This is a genomic window from Vibrio sp. YT-15, assembly GCF_033337445.1.
GTDB lineage: Bacteria > Pseudomonadota > Gammaproteobacteria > Enterobacterales > Vibrionaceae > Vibrio > Vibrio alginolyticus.
Map to the genome: position 1 here is coordinate 376,149 of NZ_JAWOQR010000005.1, position 21,498 is coordinate 397,646.

The 21,498-nt window shown below is 45.3% G+C and carries 23 protein-coding genes and 9 tRNA genes; 27 read left to right on the forward strand and 5 right to left on the reverse strand.

The window, feature by feature from the left end:
- The first annotated feature begins 128 nt into the window (after positions 1-128).
- The 7 genes from R7D93_RS12815 (at position 129) to ruvX (ending at position 5,298) form a co-directional block, all read left to right on the forward strand.
- Positions 129-926 carry a DUF2189 domain-containing protein gene (locus tag R7D93_RS12815; RefSeq protein WP_005381026.1) on the forward strand — a complete coding sequence of 266 codons (798 nt, stop codon included), beginning with the start codon at positions 129-131 and terminating at the stop codon, positions 924-926.
- A gap of 67 nt (positions 927-993) precedes the next feature.
- On the forward strand, positions 994-1,491 hold the full coding sequence (locus R7D93_RS12820; RefSeq protein WP_005381025.1) for a SprT family zinc-dependent metalloprotease: 498 nt from the start codon (positions 994-996) through the stop codon (positions 1,489-1,491).
- 150 nt (positions 1,492-1,641) lie between these two features.
- Positions 1,642-2,337, forward strand: a complete 696-nt coding sequence (gene endA, locus R7D93_RS12825; RefSeq protein WP_025768831.1) for a deoxyribonuclease I — start codon at positions 1,642-1,644, stop codon at positions 2,335-2,337.
- Between the two features lie 113 nt (positions 2,338-2,450).
- On the forward strand, positions 2,451-3,182 hold the full coding sequence (rsmE, locus tag R7D93_RS12830) for a 16S rRNA (uracil(1498)-N(3))-methyltransferase (RefSeq protein WP_025768830.1): 732 nt from the start codon (positions 2,451-2,453) through the stop codon (positions 3,180-3,182).
- A gap of 13 nt (positions 3,183-3,195) precedes the next feature.
- Positions 3,196-4,146 carry a glutathione synthase gene (gene gshB / locus R7D93_RS12835; RefSeq protein WP_086047045.1) on the forward strand — a complete coding sequence of 317 codons (951 nt, stop codon included), beginning with the start codon at positions 3,196-3,198 and terminating at the stop codon, positions 4,144-4,146.
- A 127-nt stretch (positions 4,147-4,273) separates the two neighbouring features.
- Positions 4,274-4,837, forward strand: coding sequence for a YqgE/AlgH family protein (locus tag R7D93_RS12840; protein ID WP_005381020.1), 564 nt, complete (start codon positions 4,274-4,276; stop codon positions 4,835-4,837).
- Positions 4,838-4,872: 35 nt separating this feature from the next.
- Positions 4,873-5,298 carry a Holliday junction resolvase RuvX gene (gene ruvX / locus R7D93_RS12845; protein WP_005381017.1) on the forward strand — a complete coding sequence of 142 codons (426 nt, stop codon included), beginning with the start codon at positions 4,873-4,875 and terminating at the stop codon, positions 5,296-5,298.
- 61 nt (positions 5,299-5,359) lie between these two features.
- Here ruvX and R7D93_RS12850 read toward each other — a convergent pair whose 3' ends face one another.
- Both R7D93_RS12850 and R7D93_RS12855 read right to left on the reverse strand, forming a co-directional pair.
- Positions 5,360-6,466, reverse strand: coding sequence for a PilT/PilU family type 4a pilus ATPase (locus R7D93_RS12850; protein ID WP_005381016.1), 1,107 nt, complete (start codon positions 6,464-6,466; stop codon positions 5,360-5,362).
- Positions 6,467-6,496: 30 nt separating this feature from the next.
- Positions 6,497-7,537 carry a type IV pilus twitching motility protein PilT gene (locus R7D93_RS12855; RefSeq protein ID WP_005381015.1) on the reverse strand — a complete coding sequence of 347 codons (1,041 nt, stop codon included), beginning with the start codon at positions 7,535-7,537 and terminating at the stop codon, positions 6,497-6,499.
- Between the two features lie 28 nt (positions 7,538-7,565).
- On the opposite strand from R7D93_RS12855, the gene R7D93_RS12860 reads away from it, so the two are divergent.
- The 7 genes from R7D93_RS12860 to hemW all read left to right on the forward strand — a co-directional run bounded on the left by R7D93_RS12860 (position 7,566) and on the right by hemW (position 12,623).
- Entirely contained in the window at positions 7,566-8,267 is a 702-nt protein-coding gene (locus tag R7D93_RS12860; RefSeq protein WP_005384521.1) for a YggS family pyridoxal phosphate-dependent enzyme, read from the forward strand.
- Between the two features lie 159 nt (positions 8,268-8,426).
- Positions 8,427-9,245 (forward strand): pyrroline-5-carboxylate reductase, encoded by an 819-nt coding sequence (proC, locus tag R7D93_RS12865; protein WP_005381013.1) that lies wholly within the window; start codon positions 8,427-8,429, stop codon positions 9,243-9,245.
- Between the two features lie 52 nt (positions 9,246-9,297).
- A complete protein-coding gene (locus R7D93_RS12870; protein ID WP_005381012.1) occupies positions 9,298-9,855 on the forward strand; it encodes a YggT family protein in 558 nt (185 codons plus the stop codon).
- A complete protein-coding gene (gene yggU / locus R7D93_RS12875) occupies positions 9,855-10,145 on the forward strand; it encodes a DUF167 family protein YggU (protein ID WP_054577162.1) in 291 nt (96 codons plus the stop codon). The genes R7D93_RS12870 and yggU overlap by 1 nt, the downstream gene beginning before the upstream one ends.
- A gap of 128 nt (positions 10,146-10,273) precedes the next feature.
- On the forward strand, positions 10,274-10,705 hold the full coding sequence (locus R7D93_RS12880; protein ID WP_005381010.1) for a DUF4426 domain-containing protein: 432 nt from the start codon (positions 10,274-10,276) through the stop codon (positions 10,703-10,705).
- A gap of 118 nt (positions 10,706-10,823) precedes the next feature.
- On the forward strand, positions 10,824-11,426 hold the full coding sequence (locus R7D93_RS12885; RefSeq protein ID WP_005381009.1) for an XTP/dITP diphosphatase: 603 nt from the start codon (positions 10,824-10,826) through the stop codon (positions 11,424-11,426).
- 18 nt (positions 11,427-11,444) lie between these two features.
- On the forward strand, positions 11,445-12,623 hold the full coding sequence (gene hemW / locus R7D93_RS12890; RefSeq protein ID WP_138940385.1) for a radical SAM family heme chaperone HemW: 1,179 nt from the start codon (positions 11,445-11,447) through the stop codon (positions 12,621-12,623).
- 90 nt (positions 12,624-12,713) lie between these two features.
- On the opposite strand, the gene glsB is transcribed toward hemW, so the two are convergent.
- The 3 genes from glsB to trmB form a co-directional block, all read right to left on the reverse strand.
- Complete coding sequence (glsB, locus tag R7D93_RS12895; RefSeq protein WP_005381007.1) at positions 12,714-13,634, reverse strand: glutaminase B; 921 nt, start codon at positions 13,632-13,634, stop codon at positions 12,714-12,716.
- A 98-nt stretch (positions 13,635-13,732) separates the two neighbouring features.
- Positions 13,733-14,761 (reverse strand): TRM11 family SAM-dependent methyltransferase, encoded by a 1,029-nt coding sequence (locus R7D93_RS12900; RefSeq protein ID WP_065274864.1) that lies wholly within the window; start codon positions 14,759-14,761, stop codon positions 13,733-13,735.
- Positions 14,762-14,778: 17 nt separating this feature from the next.
- Complete coding sequence (gene trmB / locus R7D93_RS12905) at positions 14,779-15,498, reverse strand: tRNA (guanosine(46)-N7)-methyltransferase TrmB (protein WP_005384506.1); 720 nt, start codon at positions 15,496-15,498, stop codon at positions 14,779-14,781.
- A gap of 203 nt (positions 15,499-15,701) precedes the next feature.
- Between trmB and mutY the strand changes: the two genes are divergently transcribed.
- The 13 genes from mutY (at position 15,702) to R7D93_RS12970 (ending at position 21,498) form a co-directional block, all read left to right on the forward strand.
- Positions 15,702-16,778: an A/G-specific adenine glycosylase gene (gene mutY, locus R7D93_RS12910; RefSeq protein ID WP_017635575.1), complete on the forward strand. Its 1,077-nt coding sequence runs from the start codon at positions 15,702-15,704 to the stop codon at positions 16,776-16,778.
- Positions 16,779-16,797: 19 nt separating this feature from the next.
- On the forward strand, positions 16,798-17,070 hold the full coding sequence (locus R7D93_RS12915; protein ID WP_005381002.1) for an oxidative damage protection protein: 273 nt from the start codon (positions 16,798-16,800) through the stop codon (positions 17,068-17,070).
- 77 nt (positions 17,071-17,147) lie between these two features.
- Positions 17,148-18,287, forward strand: a complete 1,140-nt coding sequence (mltC, locus tag R7D93_RS12920; RefSeq protein WP_005381001.1) for a membrane-bound lytic murein transglycosylase MltC — start codon at positions 17,148-17,150, stop codon at positions 18,285-18,287.
- 100 nt (positions 18,288-18,387) lie between these two features.
- A tRNA-Phe gene (locus R7D93_RS12925) sits at positions 18,388-18,463 on the forward strand.
- A gap of 66 nt (positions 18,464-18,529) precedes the next feature.
- Positions 18,530-18,605 (forward strand) — tRNA-Thr (locus R7D93_RS12930).
- 7 nt (positions 18,606-18,612) lie between these two features.
- Positions 18,613-18,688 (forward strand) — tRNA-Phe (locus R7D93_RS12935).
- Between the two features lie 45 nt (positions 18,689-18,733).
- Positions 18,734-18,809, forward strand: a tRNA-Asn gene (locus tag R7D93_RS12940).
- A 71-nt stretch (positions 18,810-18,880) separates the two neighbouring features.
- Positions 18,881-18,956: transfer RNA gene (locus R7D93_RS12945), tRNA-Thr, on the forward strand.
- A 7-nt stretch (positions 18,957-18,963) separates the two neighbouring features.
- Positions 18,964-19,039, forward strand: a tRNA-Phe gene (locus tag R7D93_RS12950).
- Between the two features lie 45 nt (positions 19,040-19,084).
- A tRNA-Asn gene (locus tag R7D93_RS12955) sits at positions 19,085-19,160 on the forward strand.
- A 275-nt stretch (positions 19,161-19,435) separates the two neighbouring features.
- Complete coding sequence (locus tag R7D93_RS12960; protein ID WP_017635717.1) at positions 19,436-21,061, forward strand: methyl-accepting chemotaxis protein; 1,626 nt, start codon at positions 19,436-19,438, stop codon at positions 21,059-21,061.
- 233 nt (positions 21,062-21,294) lie between these two features.
- Positions 21,295-21,370 (forward strand) — tRNA-Phe (locus tag R7D93_RS12965).
- A 52-nt stretch (positions 21,371-21,422) separates the two neighbouring features.
- Positions 21,423-21,498 (forward strand) — tRNA-Thr (locus tag R7D93_RS12970).

The window sequence follows — 21,498 nt, forward strand, 5'->3', positions numbered from 1 at the left end:
TTATGGCCGATACCAAACTAAGCCAATGCTCAGATGTAAACTTGAAAAAGTCGCTTCAAGTTTGACTGAACAAAAACCGCTGTCAGTTGGTATAAGCGGATAATGTGGGAATAAATCAAGGAGGAGTTATGCCTCGAACTGTTAATCCATCGGACTTCCACAACAAGCGAAAGGAAGTGCCAGACAACGAATACGCCAGAACCATACCGTGCAATACGGTCAATCTTTCTGCACCTTTTCATTGGCTCGCATTAGGTCTGCATGATTTCGTGCGAATGCCGCTTATTAGTGCTTTCTATGGCATCTGTTTTATGGCAGCTGCGATAGGCATTGTTTTGCTCGTACAGTGGCAAGGCACACACTTAGTCGTCATGCCCAGTTTGATTGTTTACATGTTAATTGGTCCGTTTCTCGCGCTGGGCTTGTATGATGCCAGTTGGGAGAGAGAGCGCGGACACAAAGCAAGCTTGTTCCATTCAATGAAAGCGATCGGTCGTAACTCAACATCTCAATGGGCGTTCGCCGTGTTACTCGCAGTGTGTATGATATTTTGGATGCGCATTGCCGCTCTACTTCATGCACTCTACCCTTCTGTTCAAGGGGCACCTTTAAGTGAGTTCCTACCCTTCCTTGTCATCGGCTCTTTAGTTGGCTTTGTTTTGGCTTGTGTGGTGTTTAGCATTTCAGCCTTTTCTATTCCGCTCATGATGGAGCGTCGCGTAGACATGATGACCGCTGTGTTTACCAGCTTTAATGCCGTGAAATCCAACATTCCAGCAATGATTGTTTGGGCAGCGATCATCTGTGGCGGTATTCTTATCGGCTTTGCGACCTACGGGATCGGAATGTTGTTTACCATGCCAATTCTAGGCTACGGTACATGGCACGCTTACCATGCCACCATCAAGAAAAAACACACACCATAATTAACTGATGCTATGATCTGGCCCTCGCAATGCGGGGGCTTTTTTATTTGATTTATCGAGGTGAATTGTGGATATAGAACTCAGCTATAAAGCCAAGCAAGTGATGGCGGGCTGTATCGCGATGGCGGAACAAGCTTTCAAACGTTCTTTCCCGATTCCAACAATCACCTTCGACGTCCGTGGGAAAGCGGCAGGAAAAGCCTACCTTCAATTAAATCAAGTACGCCTAAACCCTGTTTTATTTCGCGAAAACACCCAAGCATTCTTAGATGAAGTCATTCCTCATGAAGTAGCACACCTGATTACTTATCAGGTTTACGGGCGAGTTAGGCCTCACGGCAAAGAATGGAAAGGCGTCATGGAAGCCGTATTTAACGTACCAGCCAAAACCACTCACAGCTTTGAAGTAAAATCCGTTCAAGGTAAAACCTTTGAGTATCGTTGTGGTTGTATGACCTACCCTCTATCGATTCGCCGTCATAATAAAGTGCTGCGCAAAGAGGCGACGTACTCTTGTCAAAAATGCCGCCAACCACTTAACTTCACCGGCATTCAATTATCGTAGCCCTTACCTCATAGTGTTACTTGCGTTCCCAAAATAAAGATCGATTTGATCAAAACCTTCCCTTCGCCAACTATTGTTAACTTACTCATCACTAAAGCTATTTTATGCGTGTTATCATGAATAAAGTCATACTTTATAAAGACTTTTATCATGAAATACTTATTCTCTCTGTTGCTTATCGCGCTTTCTAGCACTGCGATTGCCGCGCCACCGAGCTCATTCTCTGCAGCCAAACGTGAGGCGGTCAAAATTTATCAAGACCATCCAACAAGCTTCTACTGTGGCTGTAACATTCAATGGCAAGGCAAGAAAGGCTTACCCGATTTAGCCTCTTGCGGCTACCAAGTCCGTAAACAAGAAAAACGGGCTGCACGAATCGAATGGGAGCACGTTGTTCCTGCGTGGCAATTTGGCCACCAGCGTCAATGCTGGCAAGATGGCGGACGTAAAAACTGTAAGAAAAAAGACAAAACTTTTCGTTTGATGGAAGCAGACTTGCACAACCTAACTCCTGCTATTGGTGAAGTAAACGGTGACCGTTCGAACTACAACTTCAGCCAATGGAACGGTATGGATGGCGTGAGTTATGGTCGCTGTGAGATGCAAGTGAACTTTAAGCAGCGTAAAGTCATGCCACCAGACCGTGCGCGTGGCTCAATTGCTCGTACCTATCTATACATGAGCAAAGAGTACGGTTTCAAACTGTCGAAGCAGCAAACGCAATTAATGAGTGCTTGGAACAAAACCTATCCTGTCGATAAATGGGAATGTGAGCGTGACGAGCGCATTGCAAAAGTACAGGGCAATCACAACCCATTTGTTCAAGAAGCCTGCCGCGCACTGTAACCTCCGACCTCGAAGCGTTTCAATTACTGATATTGAAACGCTTCTTGCCCCTTGTTTTTTCGGTGCAAAGCATCCATGTTAGGGTTTAAGTTTATTCTCTTGCTGGAAATCTCATGCGTACCCCTCGAATTTATCATCCAGAAACCATTCATCAACTTGGCTCACTTGCTTTAAGTGACGACGCAGCAGGCCATATCGGTCGTGTTTTGCGCATGAAAGAAGGCCAAGACGTTCTCCTTTTTGACGGCAGTGGCGCAGAGTTCCCAGCGGTTATCAGTGAAGTCAGCAAGAAATCAGTTTTGGTTAACATCACCGAGCGCGTAGAAAACAGTATTGAATCCCCTTTAGATCTGCACCTTGGTCAAGTCATTTCACGTGGCGATAAGATGGAGTTCACCATCCAAAAGTCTGTTGAACTTGGCGTCAATACCATCACTCCTCTGATTTCTGAACGTTGTGGTGTCAAGCTTGACCAAAAGCGTTTTGAGAAAAAACTCGCGCAATGGCAGAAAATCGCCATCAGTGCCTGTGAGCAATGTGGGCGTAATGTCGTGCCCGAAATTCGTCCAATTATGAGCTTGGAAGAGTGGTGTAAAGAAGAGTACGATGGTTTAAAGCTTAACCTTCACCCTCGTGCTAAATACTCAATCAACACTTTGCCAACCCCGGTTGAAAAAGTGCGCCTACTGATCGGTCCTGAAGGCGGTTTATCGTCTGAAGAAATCGAGATGACTCGAGAATACCAATTTGAAGAAACGCTACTCGGCCCTCGCGTTCTGCGTACCGAAACAGCGGCTCTGACAGCAATTACAGCCTTACAAGTTCGTTTCGGCGATCTTGGTTAAACGGAGAAAAATAATGATCAAACTCGGTATCGTAATGGACCCAATCTCGTCCATTAACATCAAAAAAGACTCTAGCTTTGCCATGATGCTTGAAGCGCAACGACGCGGCTATGAAATCCACTACATGGAAATGAATGATCTGCATCTCGATCAAGGCGTTGCCATTGCAGATACTAAAGTGGTAGAACTAAAAGAAGATCCAAACGATTGGTACGAGTTCAAATCAGAGCAAACTATCGAACTGTCTGAGCTAGACGCGGTGCTAATGCGTAAAGATCCTCCGTTTGATACTGAATACATCTACGCGACTTACATCCTTGAGCGTGCAGAAGAACAAGGTGCACTGATCGTTAACAAGCCTCAAAGCTTACGTGATTGTAACGAAAAGCTGTTTACAGCATGGTTCCCAGAGCTGACACCTACAACGATCGTGACGCGAAAAGCAGAGAAAATTAAAGAATTTCGTGAAAAACATGGTGATGTCATCCTGAAACCGCTTGATGGTATGGGTGGCGCGTCCATCTTCCGTGTAAAAGAAAACGATCCAAACGTCTCTGTAATCATCGAGACATTGACTAACCACGGTCAAAACTACGCAATGGCACAAACCTTCGTGCCAGACATCAGCAACGGTGACAAACGTATCCTAGTGGTAGATGGCGAACCTATGCCTTACTGTCTAGCACGCATTCCTGCTAAAGGCGAAACGCGCGGCAACCTAGCCGCTGGTGGTACTGGTGAAGCTCGTCCGCTAAGCGAAACCGACCTCAAAATTGCGCAAACCGTTGCCCCGACACTGAAAGAAAAAGGCCTTATCTTTGTTGGCCTTGACGTAATTGGCGACAAGCTAACAGAAATCAACGTCACCAGCCCAACCTGTATTCGCGAAATTGAAGCAGCTTTTGATATCTCAATCACAGGCAAGCTGATGGATGCGATTGAGCGTCGAGTAAAAGGCGAATAACTCAAACTGTATTACAGTTAATAGAGAGCGTAGTACATTAACTTAAGCAAACTCATGCACATACCTAGATGTAAATTGTATGATGTTTGCTTAAGGGCATTTACGAGAGTTAAGGGTCAGTATGAGTATGAATCTCACAAATCACTTTTTGGTTGCCATGCCTGGGATGAAAGATCCGTACTTTCAAAACAGCGTGATCTACGTTTGTGAGCACAACGAAGACGGCGCTATGGGGCTGATGATCAATGCTCCTGTTGATATCACCGTCGGCAACATGCTCAAGCAGGTGGAAGTTCAGCCAGTACACCCGCGCCTATTTGAAGCCAGTCTAGATAGACCAGTCTACAATGGCGGCCCAATCTCGGAAGATCGTGGTTTTATTTTGCATAAACCCAAAGATTACTACGAGTCCAGCGTCCAAATGACCGATGACCTCGCGGTAACCACTTCGCGTGATATTCTGTCGGTGTTAGGAACAGAAGCAGAACCAAGTGATTACTTAGTGGCACTTGGCTACTCCGGTTGGAGTGCAGGCCAATTAGAAAGTGAGCTGGTCGAAAACTCTTGGCTCACCATTGAAGCGACGCCTGAAATTATCTTTAATACACCAATCAACGAGCGTTGGAAGAAAGCGGTCGAAAAGCTGGGCATCGACCCAAGTCACCTTTCAGCAGACTCTGGACATGCTTAGTCCAAATATACAGTTACATTAGATAGAGACACCTTATGTCACGCACAATTATGGCTTTTGACTTTGGAACCAAAAGCATTGGTAGCGCTATTGGCCAAGAAATTACTGGTACAGCTTCCCCATTAAAAGCCTTTAAAGCCAATGACGGTATTCCAAACTGGGACGATATCGAAAAGCAAATCAAAGAGTGGCAACCAGATTTGCTAGTGGTCGGTTTACCGACCGATCTGCATGGTAAAGACCTTGAGACCATAACCCCTCGTGCACGAAAATTTGCTAAGCGTCTGCAAGGCCGATACGGATTGCCAGTTGAACTGCATGATGAGCGTTTATCTACAGCAGAAGCTCGTGCGGAGTTGTTCAGCATGGGCGGCTACAAAGCCCTATCGAAAGGTAATGTTGACTGCCAGTCAGCAGTGGTGATTCTAGAAAGCTGGTTTGAAGCCCTTTGGGGTGAGTAAACACTTCAAGCACAATGAAAAAAGGTTGGCTCCTGCCAACCTTTTTTGTTTCTGGATTGGATTAATCCATATCGATCTTAACGTTCGCCAAACTGCCCGTAGAGAATGCTTCACCACGCTGCGTTTTCAACATCAAGCGCAGATCATTTGCCGAGTCGGCACTATGTAGTGCATCCTCTTCGCTGATCTTACCTTGCATCACTAACTTATAAAGAGATTGATCGAACGTCAGCATACCAAACTCATTTGAGCGAGCCATGGTTGACTTCAACTCATGTAAATCTCCGCGACGAATCAAATCCGACACACGTGGGCTATTTAGCAAGATCTCAAATACACCATGACGTCCCTGCCCATTTTTATCTCGGATCAACTGCTGACCAACCACGCCTTTCAGATTCATCGACAAGTCGAACAAGAATTGTTCTTTTTGATCTTTCGGTACCAAGTGAAGAATGCGCTCTAAAGCTTGGTTTGCATTGTTGGCGTGCAACGTTGCCATACACAGGTGACCCGTTTCGGCGAAGGTCATCGCGTATTCCATTGTTTCACGGCTACGGATCTCACCAATCAAAATCATATCTGGTGCTTGGCGCAGCGAGTTTTTAAGCGCAACTTCATAGCTTTCCGTATCTAACCCAACTTCACGTTGAGTCACGATACAGCGCTTGTGTTCATGCACGAACTCGATCGGATCTTCGACCGTCAAAATGTGCCCGGTTTTATTGCTGTTTCGATAGCCTGTCATCGCCGCCATAGTGGTCGATTTACCCGAACCAGTAGCACCGACCACCAGCACCAAACCACGCTTAGCTATCGCCAAATCTTGCAACACTAACGGTAACTTTAACTGCTCAAAAGTAGGAATATTAGTTTCAATACGACGAATCACTGCGCCTGGTAACTCGCGTTGAAAAAAGGCACTCACACGGAAGCGACCACAATCTCTCACAATGGCAAAATTCGACTCGCGACTTTTACGAAATTCCTGACGCCGATCTGGTTCCATAGCGCTGTCGAGTAATGCAGCCACATCGCTCTCGGTAAGTTTTTCCCCTTGCGGACGCAATTCGCCATCCACACGAAATAGAATTGGCGCTCCAACCGTGATGTAAAGATCCGACGCTTTCAGCGCCAGCATGCCTTCGAGAAATTTATCTAGATCCATCTTCCGTATTCACCATTATCTGTATGAACGTTACGAGAATTGCTGCACTTCTAATCCGATCTTACTATCGACCTCTTCACGAGCAACCATGCCTTGCGCCATTAACTGACGAGCATTTTGCTCCATGGTTTGCATGCCGTGAGCCGCACCTGTTTGAATGATCGAATACATCTGCGCGACTTTGTCTTCGCGGATCAAGTTACGAATCGCAGGCGTTGCCATCATAATTTCATGGCATGCAATACGGCCACCACCATTACGCTTCAGAAGCTTTTGCGCGATAACCGAACGAAGAGACTCAGATAGCATCGAGCGGACCATATCTTTATCACTACCAGGAAAAACATCGATAATACGGTCAATAGTTTTTGCCGCCGAGCTGGTATGCAACGTCCCGAAAACTAAGTGACCCGTTTCTGCCGCCGTTAAGGCAAGGCTGATGGTTTCTTTATCACGCATCTCACCGACTAGAATCACATCCGGGTCTTCGCGCAATGCACTACGCAAAGCATTTTGGAAACTATGGGTGTCACGGTGAACTTCACGCTGGTTGATCAAACATTTATTGTTGTTGTGAACAAATTCAATCGGATCTTCAATTGTGAGTACGTGCTTGTTGTGATTACGGTTAATGTAGTCAACAATGGCTGCTAAGGTCGTCGATTTACCTGAACCTGTTGGGCCAGTGACCAGAACTAAGCCTTTTTCAGCGTTCGCAATTTTTTTGAAGATCTCTGGCGCTTCTAGCTCTTCCAGAGTTGGAATGCTACTTGGAATGGTACGGAATACTGCCGCACAACCGCGAGATTGGTTGAAGGCGTTGACACGGAAACGGCCAACGTTATGCAACTCAAAAGAGAAATCGACTTCGAGTTTTTCTTCGAACTCACTGCGTTGGGCATCGTTCATGATTTCGAAAACCAAACGATGCACTTCTTGGTGTGTAAACGCTGGAATACCTAGTTTTCTCACATCCCCATCAATACGAACCATTGGTGGGACACCTGCAGAAAGATGTAGATCCGAGGCATTATGTTTTACACTAAAATCCAGTAACTCAGTGATATCCATTTAAAATCCTTAAGTCTAAAGTACAGCTATGAGTAGTATTCAACAAAATATTGAACATATCACCTCTCAAATTCGATATGACGAGCAAAAATGTGGTCGAACTCCAGAGTCAGTGCAACTTCTAGCGGTAAGCAAAACTAAACCTGTCGAGGCAATTCTCGAAGCCTACCAAGCGGGACAAACCGCCTTTGGTGAAAACTACGTTCAAGAGGGCGTCAGTAAAGTTCAGCACTTTGCCGAGCATTATCCAGATAATCGAATCGAATGGCACTTCATTGGCCCGATTCAATCCAATAAATCGCGACTTGTTGCTGAACATTTCGATTGGGTTCACACCATCGATCGAACCAAGATTGCTCAACGCCTGAATGATCAGCGGCCAAGCGAACTTAAACCGCTACAAGTTCTGATTCAGGTTAACACCAGTGGTGAGGCATCTAAGTCTGGTGTCACTGAAGCGGAAGTATTCGAGCTGGCGGAGTTGATTTCTCGCCTACCCAACCTCACTTTAAGAGGGTTGATGTCGATTCCTGCCAACGTGTCTGACTACGAATCACAACTCCGTGAATTTCAGAAGTTGGCTACGTTGAAGCAAACACTCGAAGCACAGTTCCCAGAAATCGATACATTATCAATGGGAATGAGTGGTGATATGACCGCTGCAATCGAAGCTGGTAGTACAATGGTTCGTATTGGAACCGCTATTTTCGGCGCACGAGACTACAGCTAAATCAACAAAACGCTCACTCGCGACATAAGTTATGTCGTCAATCGTTAGAGCGTAAATGCGCAATCATCTTACTCGCCAATAGGAGCAGTAAGTAACAGCGGCGCCATTATACACCTGAGCGCACAACAAATTCTAAATATCATGATGGAAATCAGACAAATGGAACATAAAAAAATCGCCTTCATTGGTGCTGGCAACATGGTGAGAGCCATTGTTTCCGGCTTGGTTGCTAACGGATACCCAGCGCAAAACATTACCGCAACGGCTCCTTCAGAGGCTCGTCGCCTTCTGCTAGAACAAGATTTTGGCATCCGTACCACCAGCGATAACATCCAAGCTGCGACCGAGGCGGATGTGGTGGTATTGTCTGTAAAACCGCAAATGATGGCGGATGTCTGTAAACCACTGCAATCGATCGATTTCACTAATAAACTGGTGATTTCTATTGCCGCAGGCATCAACTGTTCACGATTGGATGATATGCTAGCCACCAAATTGAACTTGGTTCGTGTTATGCCAAATACGCCATCACAGCTTGGGTTGGGTATGAGTGGGTTGTTCGCACCAACTCATGTAACCGAGCACGACAAAGCTTTTGCCGCAGAGTTAATGGAAGCGGTCGGTAAAGTATGCTGGGTTGAGCAAGAGTCTGGCATCAATAATGTGATTGCCGCAGCGGGCAGTGCTCCAGCATACTTCTTCCTGTTTATGGAAGCGATGCAAGCAGAAGCGATTGCGCAAGGCTTTGATAAAGAGACCGCTCGACTATTGGTTCAGCAAGCGGCACTGGGCGCGGCCAGTATGGTGGTTAGCAACCCAGAAACTGAGCTATCGACCCTGCGTGAGAACGTAACATCGAAAGGTGGGACAACGGCAGAAGCACTGCGTACATTCAACGAACATCAACTTTCAGATATTGTCGCTAAAGCCATGCAAGCTGCTGTGGCTCGCGCGGAAGAAATGGAAAAACTGTTTTAATTATTTGGATGAACTCCGTTTAGTATCATCCATCACTTGTTAAGGGTACCTTATGAATTCAATGAGTTTTCTCATCTCAACCCTATTTGACCTGTACATCATGGTCGTAATTTTGCGAATTTGGTTGCAAGCTGCGCGCGCAGACTTCTACAACCCATTCTCGCAATTCATAGTAAAAGCGACTCAGCCGGTCATTGGTCCATTGCGCCGCGTTATCCCTTCCGTGGGGAATATTGACCTAGCAACCGTGTTGTTTGCCTACGTGTTGTGTGTGCTTAAATTTGTCGTGCTTATCCTAATAGCTTCGAACGGTTCCGTCTCTTTCAGCGCTGACTTCTTATTCTTGGGCTTATTATCATTAATCAAAGCCGCAGGTGGCCTATTGTTCTGGGTACTATTGATCCGTGCAATTTTGAGCTGGGTAAGCCAAGGCCGCAGCCCTATCGAGTACGTATTCCATCAACTGACCGAGCCAATGTGCGCTCCAATCCGTCGTATTCTTCCGGCTATTGGTGGTCTTGATTTAAGCGTACTGGTGTTATTTATCGGCTTGCAGTTCGCGAACTTCTTAATGGGCGATATCATTGGTCCAATTTGGTTCCAGCTATAATGTCAGCTGCAGTTTGGCAAGATGGTGAGGACATCATCCTGAAGCTCTATATTCAACCTAAAGCTAGCCGCGATAAAATCGTTGGCTTGCATGGTGAAGAGCTAAAAATCGCCATTACTGCTCCACCTGTCGATGGCAAAGCTAATGCACACCTAACTAAGTTCTTAGCCAAGCAGTTTAAAATCGCTAAGGGCTTGGTTCACATAGAAAAAGGTGAATTAGGACGGCACAAACAAATTCGGATAGAATCGCCTACCCAGATACCGATAGAAATTAAAGCCATCATATGATGGCTTTTTATTTACGATTTTGTACCACACTTACTAATACCAACGACTGAGTACGCATTTTTTACCCCCTGACCAAGGTAAAATTGCAGCTATGGTTGTTTTATAACAAGTGCTTTGAGGAAGTAACAATGAGCAAATGGATTACCGCATTACTGATTAGCCTGTTGTCGTTACCAAGCTTCGCCGATCAGTTTAAAAATATGAAAGATATCGAAGTACACTATGTAGCGTTTAACTCAACATTCCTAACACCCAAAGTCGCACGTAGCTACGATATCAAACGTAATGGATACCTCGCAGTGGTTAATATTAGCGTGTTAGATAGAGCTTCATTGGGTAAGCCAGCATTAGAAGCAAAAATTGCTGGACGCGCGAAGAACCTTATCGGCCAAACTCAGACCTTGACCTTTCGTGAAGTCAAAGAAGGCAATGCGATATACTATTTAGCCGAACTACCAATTACCCACGAAGAAACTTTTACTTTCGATATTGACGTAAAAGCTGGAAACAAAGGCTCAGGTAAGCTTAAATTCACCCAGAAGTTTTATGTTGAAGAGTAATTGGGTTGTGATGTTCCAAAAGCTTTTGGATCTAAGCAGGCTAAAAACCACTTATTAATTAAAGAATATCTAGAGGAGAACGATTTGTTCTCCTCTATCACTATTAAAAGAGATTCCCATGAAAAAAATTGTGCTAGCAACTGGTAACCAAGGCAAAGTTCGTGAAATGGCAGATTTATTGTCTGACTTCGGCTTTGAAGTATTAGCGCAAAGTGAATTCAATGTATCGGAAGTAGCTGAAACGGGTACAACTTTCATTGAAAACGCAATCATTAAAGCTCGCCATGCCGCACAAGAAACAGGGCTTCCTGCCATTGCAGACGACTCTGGATTAGAAGTCGATTTCTTAAAAGGCGCTCCGGGCATTTACTCTGCACGTTACGCAGGCGAGAGCGCATCTGATCAAGAGAATCTAGAAAAATTGCTAGCGGCAATGGAAGGCGTACCAGAAGCAGAGCGTACAGCACGTTTCCACTGCGTATTAGTCCTCATGCGTCACGAGAACGACCCAACGCCTATCGTCTGTCACGGTAAATGGGAAGGCCGAATTCTAACTGAAGCACACGGTGAAAATGGCTTTGGCTACGACCCAATCTTCTTTGTTCCTGAAGACAACTGTGCGTCAGCCGAACTTGAACCTGCACGTAAGAAACAACTGTCTCACCGCGGTAAAGCGCTCAAGTCGTTGTTTGCTCAACTGTCTGAGCAAGTGTCTCAGTAATCACGAGCGAATTAGACCATGTTAACGCCCCCAGCACTCAGCTTGTATGTACACATCCCGTGGTGTGTGCAAAAGTGCCCGTATTGCGACTTTAACTCTCACGCGCTCAAAACCGAGATTCCAGAAGAAGAGTACATCAGTGCCCTTTTAGAAGATTTGGATACCGACATTGAGAAATACCGACTTAACGAAGCGCCACGTCCACTGCATTCAATCTTCATTGGTGGTGGTACGCCGAGTTTGATTTCGGCAGAAGGCATCGAGCGTCTACTTAAGGGCATTGAAGCGCGTATTCCGTTCAAGCCTGAAATCGAAATCACCATGGAAGCGAATCCAGGCACCATCGAAGCAGAGCGTTTTGTTGGCTACCGCAAAGCTGGTGTAACGCGTATCTCTATCGGCGTGCAAAGCTTTGAGCAACAAAAGCTTGAGCGTTTGGGGCGTATTCACGGCCAAGACGAAGCCGTCAACGCTGCTCAGCTGGCGCACCAAATCGGTTTGAACAGCTTTAACCTCGATCTCATGCACGGCTTACCTGATCAAAGCATCGAACAAGCCTTGGCAGATTTGGACAAAGCGATTGAGTTGGCGCCGCCGCACTTGTCTTGGTATCAGCTGACCATCGAACCAAACACCATGTTTTACTACAAGCCACCAACGCTACCTGACGATGATGACTTGTGGGATATTTTCGAGCTCGGACACCAAAAACTTGCAGCCGCGGGTTATGTGCAATATGAAATCTCCGGTTACAGCAAGCCGGGCTATCAGTGTCAGCACAACCTCAACTACTGGCGCTTTGGTGATTACCTTGGTATCGGTTGTGGCTCTCATGGCAAACTCAGTTTTACCGACGGACGTATTATTCGAACGACAAAGGTAAAACACCCGCGAGGCTATTTAGCGGCTTATCAAAATATGGTCAAACCTTATCTGCATACGGAACATGTCGTCGCGGATGAAGATCGTCCATTCGAGTTCTTTATGAACCGATTCCGCTTAATCGAAGCCTGTCCGAAGCAAGATTACGTGGACACCACGGGCTTACCGCTTAGTACGATTCAAGAAACCATCAGCTGGGCGATAGAAATGGGCTACCTGAGTGAAACGCCTACCCACTGGCAAATTACTGAAAAAGGGAAGCTCTTCCTTAATGATTTGCTCGAAGCCTTTATGGCCGAAGAAAGCGAAGAGTAACGCAACCCCAAAACAAAAAAAGCCTCTCAATTGAGAGGCTTTTTATTTAGAAACTGTGCCGTCCTAAATAAGGTTGACACATTTCCAACATTAGAAAATTGAACGGCCAATTCGCTCGGAGAGCAGCTCAAGCGCCTTAGTACCCGCAAGCGAGTTACCTGAAGGATCAAGCTCTGGAGACCATACTGAAATGGTCATTTCACCAGGTACTACCGCGATAATGCCACCACCAACACCAGACTTACCAGGCATACCAACGCGATAAGCAAACTCGCCCGCGCCATCATACAAGCCACACGTTGCTAACAGTGCATTAAGTTGTTTGGTTTGCACAGGAGAAACTACAGGCTTACCCGTTTGTACCGATGTGCCCTTGTTTGCTAAATAGCTAAACGTTTTAGCCAAATCGACGCAACTCATCTTCAGCGCACAAGCGTGGAAGTAGTTTTGTAGTACTGGAATCACTTCATTTTCGAAGTTGCCAAACGAACGCATGAGATATGCAATCGCCGCATTACGATCACCATGCATCATTTCGGATGCCGCAACGACTTTGTCATACACAATATGGGTATCACCAGAAAGCTGACGCACAAATTCCAACAGGCGCTGACGAGGTGCAGATAAGCGAGTTTGTAACAAATCTGCCACTACTATCGCTCCAGCATTTATAAATGGATTACGAGGAATACCTTGCTCCATTTCTAGCTGGATTAGCGAATTAAATGCCTGCCCCGAAGGCTCTTTTCCCACTCGAGACCAAATTTCTTCTTGCTTGTACAAGCACATCGCTAACGTCAAGCTCAATGCTTTTGAAATAGATTGGATAGAGAAAGGTTCATCGGCATCACCCGCCTTAATAACCTCACCTTCGTTGGTGTATACCGCAATACCTAACTTGTTGCTGGGTACTTTTGCCAGAGCAGGAATGTAATCAGCCACTTTACCTTGGCCGATTAAAGGGCGTACTTCCGCCAAAATATCTGTCAAAATTTCCACTGTCGGTTTCATTCTCTACCTTCTATTTACAAGAGAACTCGTTGAGCTCAGAGGTAAAAAAAGCCAACGTGTCGTTGGCTTTTCCATAGGGTTCGTTCGACTCAAGTCGATTATGGTTTTACTGCCACAATAATATTGCGGTTGATAGATTGATCAACACGGTGAAGATAACCGATGTAAGGCTCTTCTGAAAGTACCTTCCAACCTTGCTCTTCAAATAATGCCGCGACATCTTTCCATTTCAATGTAAATTCATTGAAAGACAACACCACTGAACCTTGTTTTTTCAATACCACTTTCCATGCAGGCAGAGCCTCTTTTAAAAGCTCTAGTGGACTGCGGTTCAGTTTGCTGTCCTTGGCATTTTTGCTGCCGTGCTGCACGCCATAAGGCAAGTCAGACACCATCACATCAACTGAGTTCTTTTTCACGACTTGATCAGCGATACGAGTATCAGCCGAATACAGCTTCATAAACTGAAGATGGCCTTGGTTGTAATCTTCTTTATTTGCTGCAGCTTCAACCACGAAACCATCCGCCACTTTCTTGCCACCCGCAGTGCGCTTTTCTTTGCTCACTTTGTGCTTAAAGCGGCCATTCTTCATGAACTTAACAATAAAGGTCTGGATCTCTTGCACCCACTTGGCGTTGATCTCAACCCCTACCACGTTCAAACCGTGGATCAAGCCTTCAAATAAGGTTGTACCTTTACCACACATTGGATCCATTAAGGTCAGTTGTTCACTTCCCGTATTGGACGCACTAATGCCGATATTCACCATCAAACGGGTAAACTGCTCGTTTGTTTTCCCGGTGTAGCGCAAAATCTGGCTCATACTTTCCGGGAAAGTGTTAAATACGGGCGCTTGAACTGGTCGAAGTAAACCATCTTCGCGCACTTCAAATAGCGCATAGTAAATCGAAGAGGCTGCGATTCTTCGCGCCTGCTCATCGGTTAGCGCTTCCTGACAAGAAAACACCAACGCAGCAGGTAAGCCAACGTCTTTACTACCAATTTCTGTCACATCCACGCCTTGTGAAGCTAAAATTGCTTTTAGCTCAGAACAGGCAATGGTCATTGCGCTATCAAAGTAAATTCGGTTATGACCCGGATTCGCTAATATCGCGTAATGGTACATCCCATGAACTCCTCTGGTTACGCAATACGCTTATATTTGATATCCCAAACACCGTGACCAAGACGGTGACCACGAGCTTCAAACTTCGTTAGCGGGCGATCGTCTGGACGAGGAACGAAATCACCATCTTTAGCAATGTTTTCGAAACCTGGCGCTTGGTTCATCACTTCAATCATGTGCTCTGCGTAGTTTTCCCAGTCGGTCGCCATGTGGAAAATACCTTCATTAGGGATAAGCTTCTCACGCACCATTTCCGCAAAACCTAATTGAACAATACGACGCTTGTGGTGACGCTTCTTATGCCAAGGGTCTGGGAAGAACAATTGCAGTGTCGATAAGCTGCCATTTGGGATCATGTGTTCGAATACTTCTACCGCATCGTGACACATTACACGCAGGTTAGTAATTCCCGCTTCGCGAGCATCGGCAAGACAAGCACCAACGCCTGGGCTATGAACTTCGATACCGATGAAGTTTTTCTCTGGCGCGTTCTTTGCCATTTCAACCAATGAAGCACCCATACCAAAACCGATCTCAAGCACTACTGGGTTATCGTTGCCAAACACCTCTTTCCAATCGAGAAGTTCAGCTTTGAAGTCAATACCCATCGTAGGCCAGCATTCATTCATCGCGCTCTCTTGACCTTTAGTCAAACGCCCTTCACGGCGTACAAAGCTGCGGATTTTGCGGATCAGCTTTCCGTCTTCGTTGTATTCGTTAGTGGTTACTTCACTCATTGATTTTGCCTGCACATTGATTAATCAAAGCGGGGATTATCCAAAGAATTTACTTAGGTGCAAGTATTTGTTGAGCTCTTGGTCTATGGCAACCCAAAAGCAACGACACACCTCTTTATATCCCTACTGTTTATCCGTTGTACTTCTTGCCCATTATGTGGTGCAATTTTGCACCTAACCAATACTAGAATACAGAGCAAGTCGTGACACCTTTCGCCAGTGCCATCCTAGAATGGTATGACGCATATGGAAGAAAAGATCTTCCGTGGCAACAAAATAAGACCGCATACAGTGTCTGGTTGTCTGAAATTATGCTTCAGCAAACTCAGGTCACTACGGTTATTCCGTATTACCAACGTTTCTTGGAGCGCTTTCCAACCGTGATCGATCTTGCCAATGCTGAGCAAGATGAAGTCCTACACCTTTGGACTGGCTTAGGGTACTACGCCCGAGCCCGTAACCTTCACAAAGCAGCACAAGAGGTCGCCTCTACATACAATGGTGAGTTTCCTCTTGATATAGAGAAAATGAACGCCCTACCGGGGATTGGTCGCTCTACCGCTGCCGCCATTTTATCGTCTGTGTATAAACAACCACACGCGATTCTTGATGGTAACGTGAAGCGCACCCTATCCCGCTGTTTCGCAGTTGCAGGATGGCCAGGACAAAAAAAGGTTGAAAACCAGCTGTGGGAAATTGCCGAAACGCACACCCCACAAACGGATGTAGATAAGTATAACCAGGCAATGATGGACATGGGCGCAATGGTCTGCACACGCAGCAAACCCAAATGTAGCCTCTGCCCTGTTGCTGATCTGTGTGTGGCAAAGCAACAAGGTAATGTGCTCGACTACCCGGGCAAAAAACCGAAGAAAGATAAGCCAATCAAGCAAACTCGTTTCGTGATGCTTCACCACAACACCGAAAATGGTCATGAGGTGTGGTTGGAGCAAAGACCACAAACAGGCATTTGGGGTGGCTTATTCTGCTTCCCACAAACCGAACATGTGGATGCAGAAAGCGACATTGAATTGCTACTGGATCAACGCGGCATTCAAGCCAGCAATATCAAACAGAAGCAAACACTGATTACCTTTCGTCATACATTCAGCCATTACCACCTAGATATCACGCCAATTTTGATTGATTTATCAAAGCAACCGGACGTGATAATGGAAGGCAACAAAGGTCTTTGGTATAACTTATCTAAACCTGAAGAAGTCGGTTTAGCCGCGCCAGTAAAACTATTGCTGGAAACGCTACCCCACGAACTTCGTTAATTGAATACAAGGAGTCATTATGAGCCGCACTGTATTTTGTGCTCGACTAAAGAAAGAAGGCGAAGGTCTAGACTTTCAACTTTACCCTGGTGAACTAGGTAAACGCATTTTCGACAACATCTCGAAAGAAGCGTGGGCTCAGTGGCAACACAAACAAACCATGTTGATCAACGAGAAGAAACTCAACATGATGGATCCAGAACACCGCAAACTGATCGAAACAGAAATGGTAAATTTCCTCTTTGAAGGAAAAGACGTTCATATCGAAGGTTACACACCGCCGAGCGAATAAAGTCGCTTGAGTTAAACAATGACATCACAACCATTTGTGGTGTCATTTTTCTATTACCTTCAATAACTCTGATACTTATGAAAAAAATTGTCTTTATCGCTGCCGCACTTTTAATGGCAGGCTGTAGCCGTGAATTCGTCGAAAAGATTTATGACGTCAACTACGAGCCAACAAACCGTTTTGCCAATAACTTAGCTGAGCTACCAGGACAATTTGAAAAAGATACTGCGGCGCTAGATGCCTTAATCAATAGCTTTTCAGGCAATATTCAAAAGCGCTGGGGTAAAAAAGAAATCAAGTACGCTGGCAAGAGTAATTACGTTAAGTACATCGATAACTACCTTAGCCGCGCCGAGGTCGACTTTCGCAAAGGCGTGATCACGATAGAGACCGTATCACCGACCGAGCCCCAAAAACACCTAAAAGACGCGATTGTCACCACCTTATTAACACCAGACGATCCCGCTCACGTCGACTTATTCTCCTCTAAAGGTATCACGTTAGAGGGGCAACCATTCCTGTATAAACAAGTTGTCGACCAAGACAATAAGCCAATTCAATGGTCTTGGCGGGCAAACCGATTTGCGGAATACCTCATCGCAAATAAAATAAAAACCAAAAATGTAGATTTCAAGAAAGCGTATTACGTCGAAATTCCCATGGTTGAAGACCACTTTTCAACTCGCAGCTACCAATACGCCGATATCGTGCGTCGAGCTTCCAAGAAATACGACATTCCAGAAGACTTGATATACGCCATTATTAAAACCGAGAGCAGTTTCAACCCATACGCGGTAAGTTGGGCAAATGCATATGGCCTAATGCAAGTTGTACCTAAAACAGCGGGACGAGATGTGTTCAAACTCGTGAAAAAGCGCTCGGGCCAACCAAGCCCTGAATATTTGTTTAATCCAGAAAACAACATAGATACCGGTACTGCGTATTTCTATATCTTAAAAAATCGTTATTTAAGAGAAGTCCGCCACCCTACCTCTCTCGAGTACAGCATGATTTCAGCTTACAATGGCGGTACTGGAGGAGTTTTAAACACATTTCATCGCAGTGATCGCAAACGCGCAATGCAAGATCTTAATTCATTGCAACCCAACCAAGTTTATTGGGCGTTAACCAAGAAACACCCGAACGCAGAAGCGCGTCGCTACCTAGAAAAAGTTACAAATTTCAAAAAGGAATTTAACTCGAAGCAAACTTTGTAGTGACAGTTGAATAAAAAGCGTTCGAACAACCACTTTTTTGAAATTATTTAAAAAAAGTGGTTGACGCAACGCGGGAAAATCCGTTTAATAGCGCTCCGTTGCCCGGATAGCTCAGTCGGTAGAGCAGAGGATTGAAAATCCTCGTGTCGGTGGTTCGATTCCGCCTCCGGGCACCACAATTTGATTTGTTGGTGTCTTAACGAAATGTTATAACACGGACAAAAGCACAAAGAATAAAGTGTGCCGACTTAGCTCAGTAGGTAGAGCAACTGACTTGTAATCAGTAGGTCACCAGTTCGATTCCGGTAGTCGGCACCATTCTTTTGCCTCGATAGCTCAGTCGGTAGAGCAGAGGATTGAAAATCCTCGTGTCGGTGGTTCGATTCCGCCTCGAGGCACCATATTTGGTGCACTTGCTTCATAAGCAAGACACAAAAAAGAATAGTTCCTCCTTAGCTCAGTTGGTAGAGCGACGGACTGTTAATCCGCAGGTCGCTGGTTCGAGCCCAGCAGGAGGAGCCAATTTCTAGAATCTTACTTAAGTGAGATTTTAAAAACAGAAGAGATAATCTCTTCTAAAAAGAATACAGTGTGCCGACTTAGCTCAGTAGGTAGAGCAACTGACTTGTAATCAGTAGGTCACCAGTTCGATTCCGGTAGTCGGCACCATTCTTTTGCCTCGATAGCTCAGTCGGTAGAGCAGAGGATTGAAAATCCTCGTGTCGGTGGTTCGATTCCGCCTCGAGGCACCATATTTGGTGCACTTGCTTCATAAGCAAGACACAAAAAATAATAATTCCTCCTTAGCTCAGTTGGTAGAGCGACGGACTGTTAATCCGCAGGTCGCTGGTTCGAGCCCAGCAGGAGGAGCCAATTTTAAAGCCGCATCACTTGATGCGGCTTTTTTGTATCTGCTTTATACGTCATTTCTCGCTTTCCCATTTATCTGCACTTCATTTCTAAACATCAGCGAACATTAAATCCTTTCTTCAAAAACACTTATTTCACGCTAAAAATTTAATCCTCATCGTAATTTTAATACGCATTAGTATCCGAGCATATTCATCTTCACTAAGATGCCCGAGTTATTACATTTCTTCTTTTAGCTATGCCTTGCATAGTGATAACACTTTATTTGTGAGCTAAATATGAAACTAAAAACTCAAGCCTATTTATTATCTGCGATCATATTGCTAGCTCTCCTAGCTCTGACCGCAACGGGCTTATGGACACTTCGCGTCGCAAGTAACCTTGATAACAAAGCTCGAGTTACTGAGCTATTTAAAAGTGCGTACAGCATACTTACCGAAGTAGAAAAGATGGCTATCGAAGGCAAAATGCCGGAAGACGAAGCGAAAGCATTAGCCACTCGCCTACTTCGTAACAATATCTACAAAGACAACGAATACGTTTATGTCGCAGATGAAAATATGATGTTCATCGCCGCACCACTAGACCCTCAACTGCACGGAACCAGCTTCCATGACTTTAAAGATGGCAGTGGTAATAGCGTAGGCCAACTCATTCTAGATGTATTGGGGCACAAAACAGGTCAGATCGTTGAATATACCTGGAGCCAAAAACAAGCTGACGGCAGCATTGAAGAAAAACACTCGATAGCAGAAAAAACACCACACTGGGGCTGGGTTGTCGGTACAGGTATTGGCTTTAATGAAGTTAACGCACGTTTTTGGTCGACAGCACAATGGCAGCTTGTGCTGTGTCTGATTATCGCGGGAAGTATTCTAAGTGGCCTGATCATTTCGATTCGCAAAATGCTTAATCTACTTGGTGGAGAGCCTAACGACGTGCGTAAAGCAGTTCAAGCTGTCGCTCAAGGAGACATTCAGACCAGTTTTGATACTGTGGCACCGAGAGGAAGTATCTATCGTGCCGTGCAAGATATGAGTCAATCACTAGCTACCATGGTGACAAACCTAGAGAAGTCTATGCATGCACTGCGCGCAGAGTTGTTTGCCGTAGAGGCTCGATCAAATACGATTGCCGATCTTACCGTATCTCAGCAGCAATCAACGGCGATGATTGCCACTGCGATGACTGAAATGGCATCTTCAGCCAACCATGTTGCCAATTCAGCAAGCGACACCGCAAACAATACGGACGAGGCTGACAAACAAAGCCAACATACTCAGAAACTCATTCATAACACGGTTGAAAACATTCAAGGTTTAGCTTCTCAATTAAATACTGCGAGTAAAGCGGTCGCCGATCTAGATCAGGATGTAAATAATATTGTAAAAGTGCTCGATGTGATTGGTGATATTGCAGAGCAAACAAACCTATTGGCACTCAATGCAGCCATTGAAGCAGCACGAGCTGGAGAACAAGGCCGAGGCTTCGCAGTCGTTGCTGATGAGGTACGCAACCTAGCAGGACGCACACAAGACAGCACAAAAGAGATTCAGTATATGATCTCCAATCTGCAAGAAGGCTCTCGCAATGCCATTCACACAATGGAAATATGTGCAGAAACCAGTGAAAGCACTGTTACAGAGTCTAAGAATGCCTCTGAAGCTCTACAGCAAATTGTAACGGCGTTAGAATCTATCACCACAATGAGCCAGCAGATCGCTACTGCTGCCGCTGAGCAGACGCAGGTTAGCGATGATATTGCGCTACGCATAAACCTTATCGATGAAAGCGGAGGCCAACTCAACTCTGTCGTAACCGAGAGTCAATCAAGTACTCAAAGTTTAGCTTCACTAGCGAATGAGCTAGAAGGTTGGGTAAACAAGTTCTCAGTAAAGCACTAGTTTAAAGTCAATTGTTCAATAAAAAGCACGTTTTCAGACGTGCTTTTTTGTTTTTATCGCCTTTATTTTGCAAGTGAACACACTATCAATGTTAAAACATCGCTTAAAGCATGGCGCATTGCTGCTTAAAACGCATAAAAACAGCCCACTCCGAGCACAAATTCATCAAACGATATTTTATTTTAATTTTATTGTTGACCTGAAAGCCGAAAAGCCTTTTAATACACCTCGTCGCCCGGATAGCTCAGTCGGTAGAGCAGAGGATTGAAAATCCTCGTGTCGGTGGTTCGATTCCGCCTCCGGGCACCACAATTTATTAATTGTTGGTGCTTAGCACGAACAATGTTAAAGAATAAAATGTGCCGACTTAGCTCAGTAGGTAGAGCAACTGACTTGTAATCAGTAGGTCACCAGTTCGATTCCGGTAGTCGGCACCA

Excerpts from the sequence above, each read along its gene's own strand:
- R7D93_RS12870 (WP_005381012.1), top strand. The coding sequence starts at position 9,298 with ATGAATTCAATGAGTTTTCTCATCTCAACCCTATTTGACCTGTACATC.
- gshB (WP_086047045.1), top strand. The coding sequence starts at position 3,196 with ATGATCAAACTCGGTATCGTAATGGACCCAATCTCGTCCATTAACATC.
- yggU (WP_054577162.1), top strand. The coding sequence starts at position 9,855 with ATGTCAGCTGCAGTTTGGCAAGATGGTGAGGACATCATCCTGAAGCTC.
- ruvX (WP_005381017.1), top strand. The coding sequence starts at position 4,873 with ATGTCACGCACAATTATGGCTTTTGACTTTGGAACCAAAAGCATTGGT.
- R7D93_RS12840 (WP_005381020.1), top strand. The coding sequence starts at position 4,274 with ATGAATCTCACAAATCACTTTTTGGTTGCCATGCCTGGGATGAAAGAT.
- R7D93_RS12885 (WP_005381009.1), top strand. The coding sequence starts at position 10,824 with ATGAAAAAAATTGTGCTAGCAACTGGTAACCAAGGCAAAGTTCGTGAA.
- rsmE (WP_025768830.1), top strand. The coding sequence starts at position 2,451 with ATGCGTACCCCTCGAATTTATCATCCAGAAACCATTCATCAACTTGGC.
- proC (WP_005381013.1), top strand. The coding sequence starts at position 8,427 with ATGGAACATAAAAAAATCGCCTTCATTGGTGCTGGCAACATGGTGAGA.
- mltC (WP_005381001.1), top strand. The coding sequence starts at position 17,148 with ATGAAAAAAATTGTCTTTATCGCTGCCGCACTTTTAATGGCAGGCTGT.
- R7D93_RS12915 (WP_005381002.1), top strand. The coding sequence starts at position 16,798 with ATGAGCCGCACTGTATTTTGTGCTCGACTAAAGAAAGAAGGCGAAGGT.
- endA (WP_025768831.1), top strand. The coding sequence starts at position 1,642 with ATGAAATACTTATTCTCTCTGTTGCTTATCGCGCTTTCTAGCACTGCG.
- trmB (WP_005384506.1), bottom strand. The coding sequence starts at position 15,498 with ATGAGTGAAGTAACCACTAACGAATACAACGAAGACGGAAAGCTGATC.
- R7D93_RS12850 (WP_005381016.1), bottom strand. The coding sequence starts at position 6,466 with ATGGATCTAGATAAATTTCTCGAAGGCATGCTGGCGCTGAAAGCGTCG.
- R7D93_RS12880 (WP_005381010.1), top strand. The coding sequence starts at position 10,274 with ATGAGCAAATGGATTACCGCATTACTGATTAGCCTGTTGTCGTTACCA.
- R7D93_RS12960 (WP_017635717.1), top strand. The coding sequence starts at position 19,436 with ATGAAACTAAAAACTCAAGCCTATTTATTATCTGCGATCATATTGCTA.
- R7D93_RS12815 (WP_005381026.1), top strand. The coding sequence starts at position 129 with ATGCCTCGAACTGTTAATCCATCGGACTTCCACAACAAGCGAAAGGAA.
- R7D93_RS12900 (WP_065274864.1), bottom strand. The coding sequence starts at position 14,761 with ATGTACCATTACGCGATATTAGCGAATCCGGGTCATAACCGAATTTAC.
- R7D93_RS12860 (WP_005384521.1), top strand. The coding sequence starts at position 7,566 with ATGAGTAGTATTCAACAAAATATTGAACATATCACCTCTCAAATTCGA.
- R7D93_RS12855 (WP_005381015.1), bottom strand. The coding sequence starts at position 7,537 with ATGGATATCACTGAGTTACTGGATTTTAGTGTAAAACATAATGCCTCG.
- glsB (WP_005381007.1), bottom strand. The coding sequence starts at position 13,634 with ATGAAACCGACAGTGGAAATTTTGACAGATATTTTGGCGGAAGTACGC.
- hemW (WP_138940385.1), top strand. The coding sequence starts at position 11,445 with ATGTTAACGCCCCCAGCACTCAGCTTGTATGTACACATCCCGTGGTGT.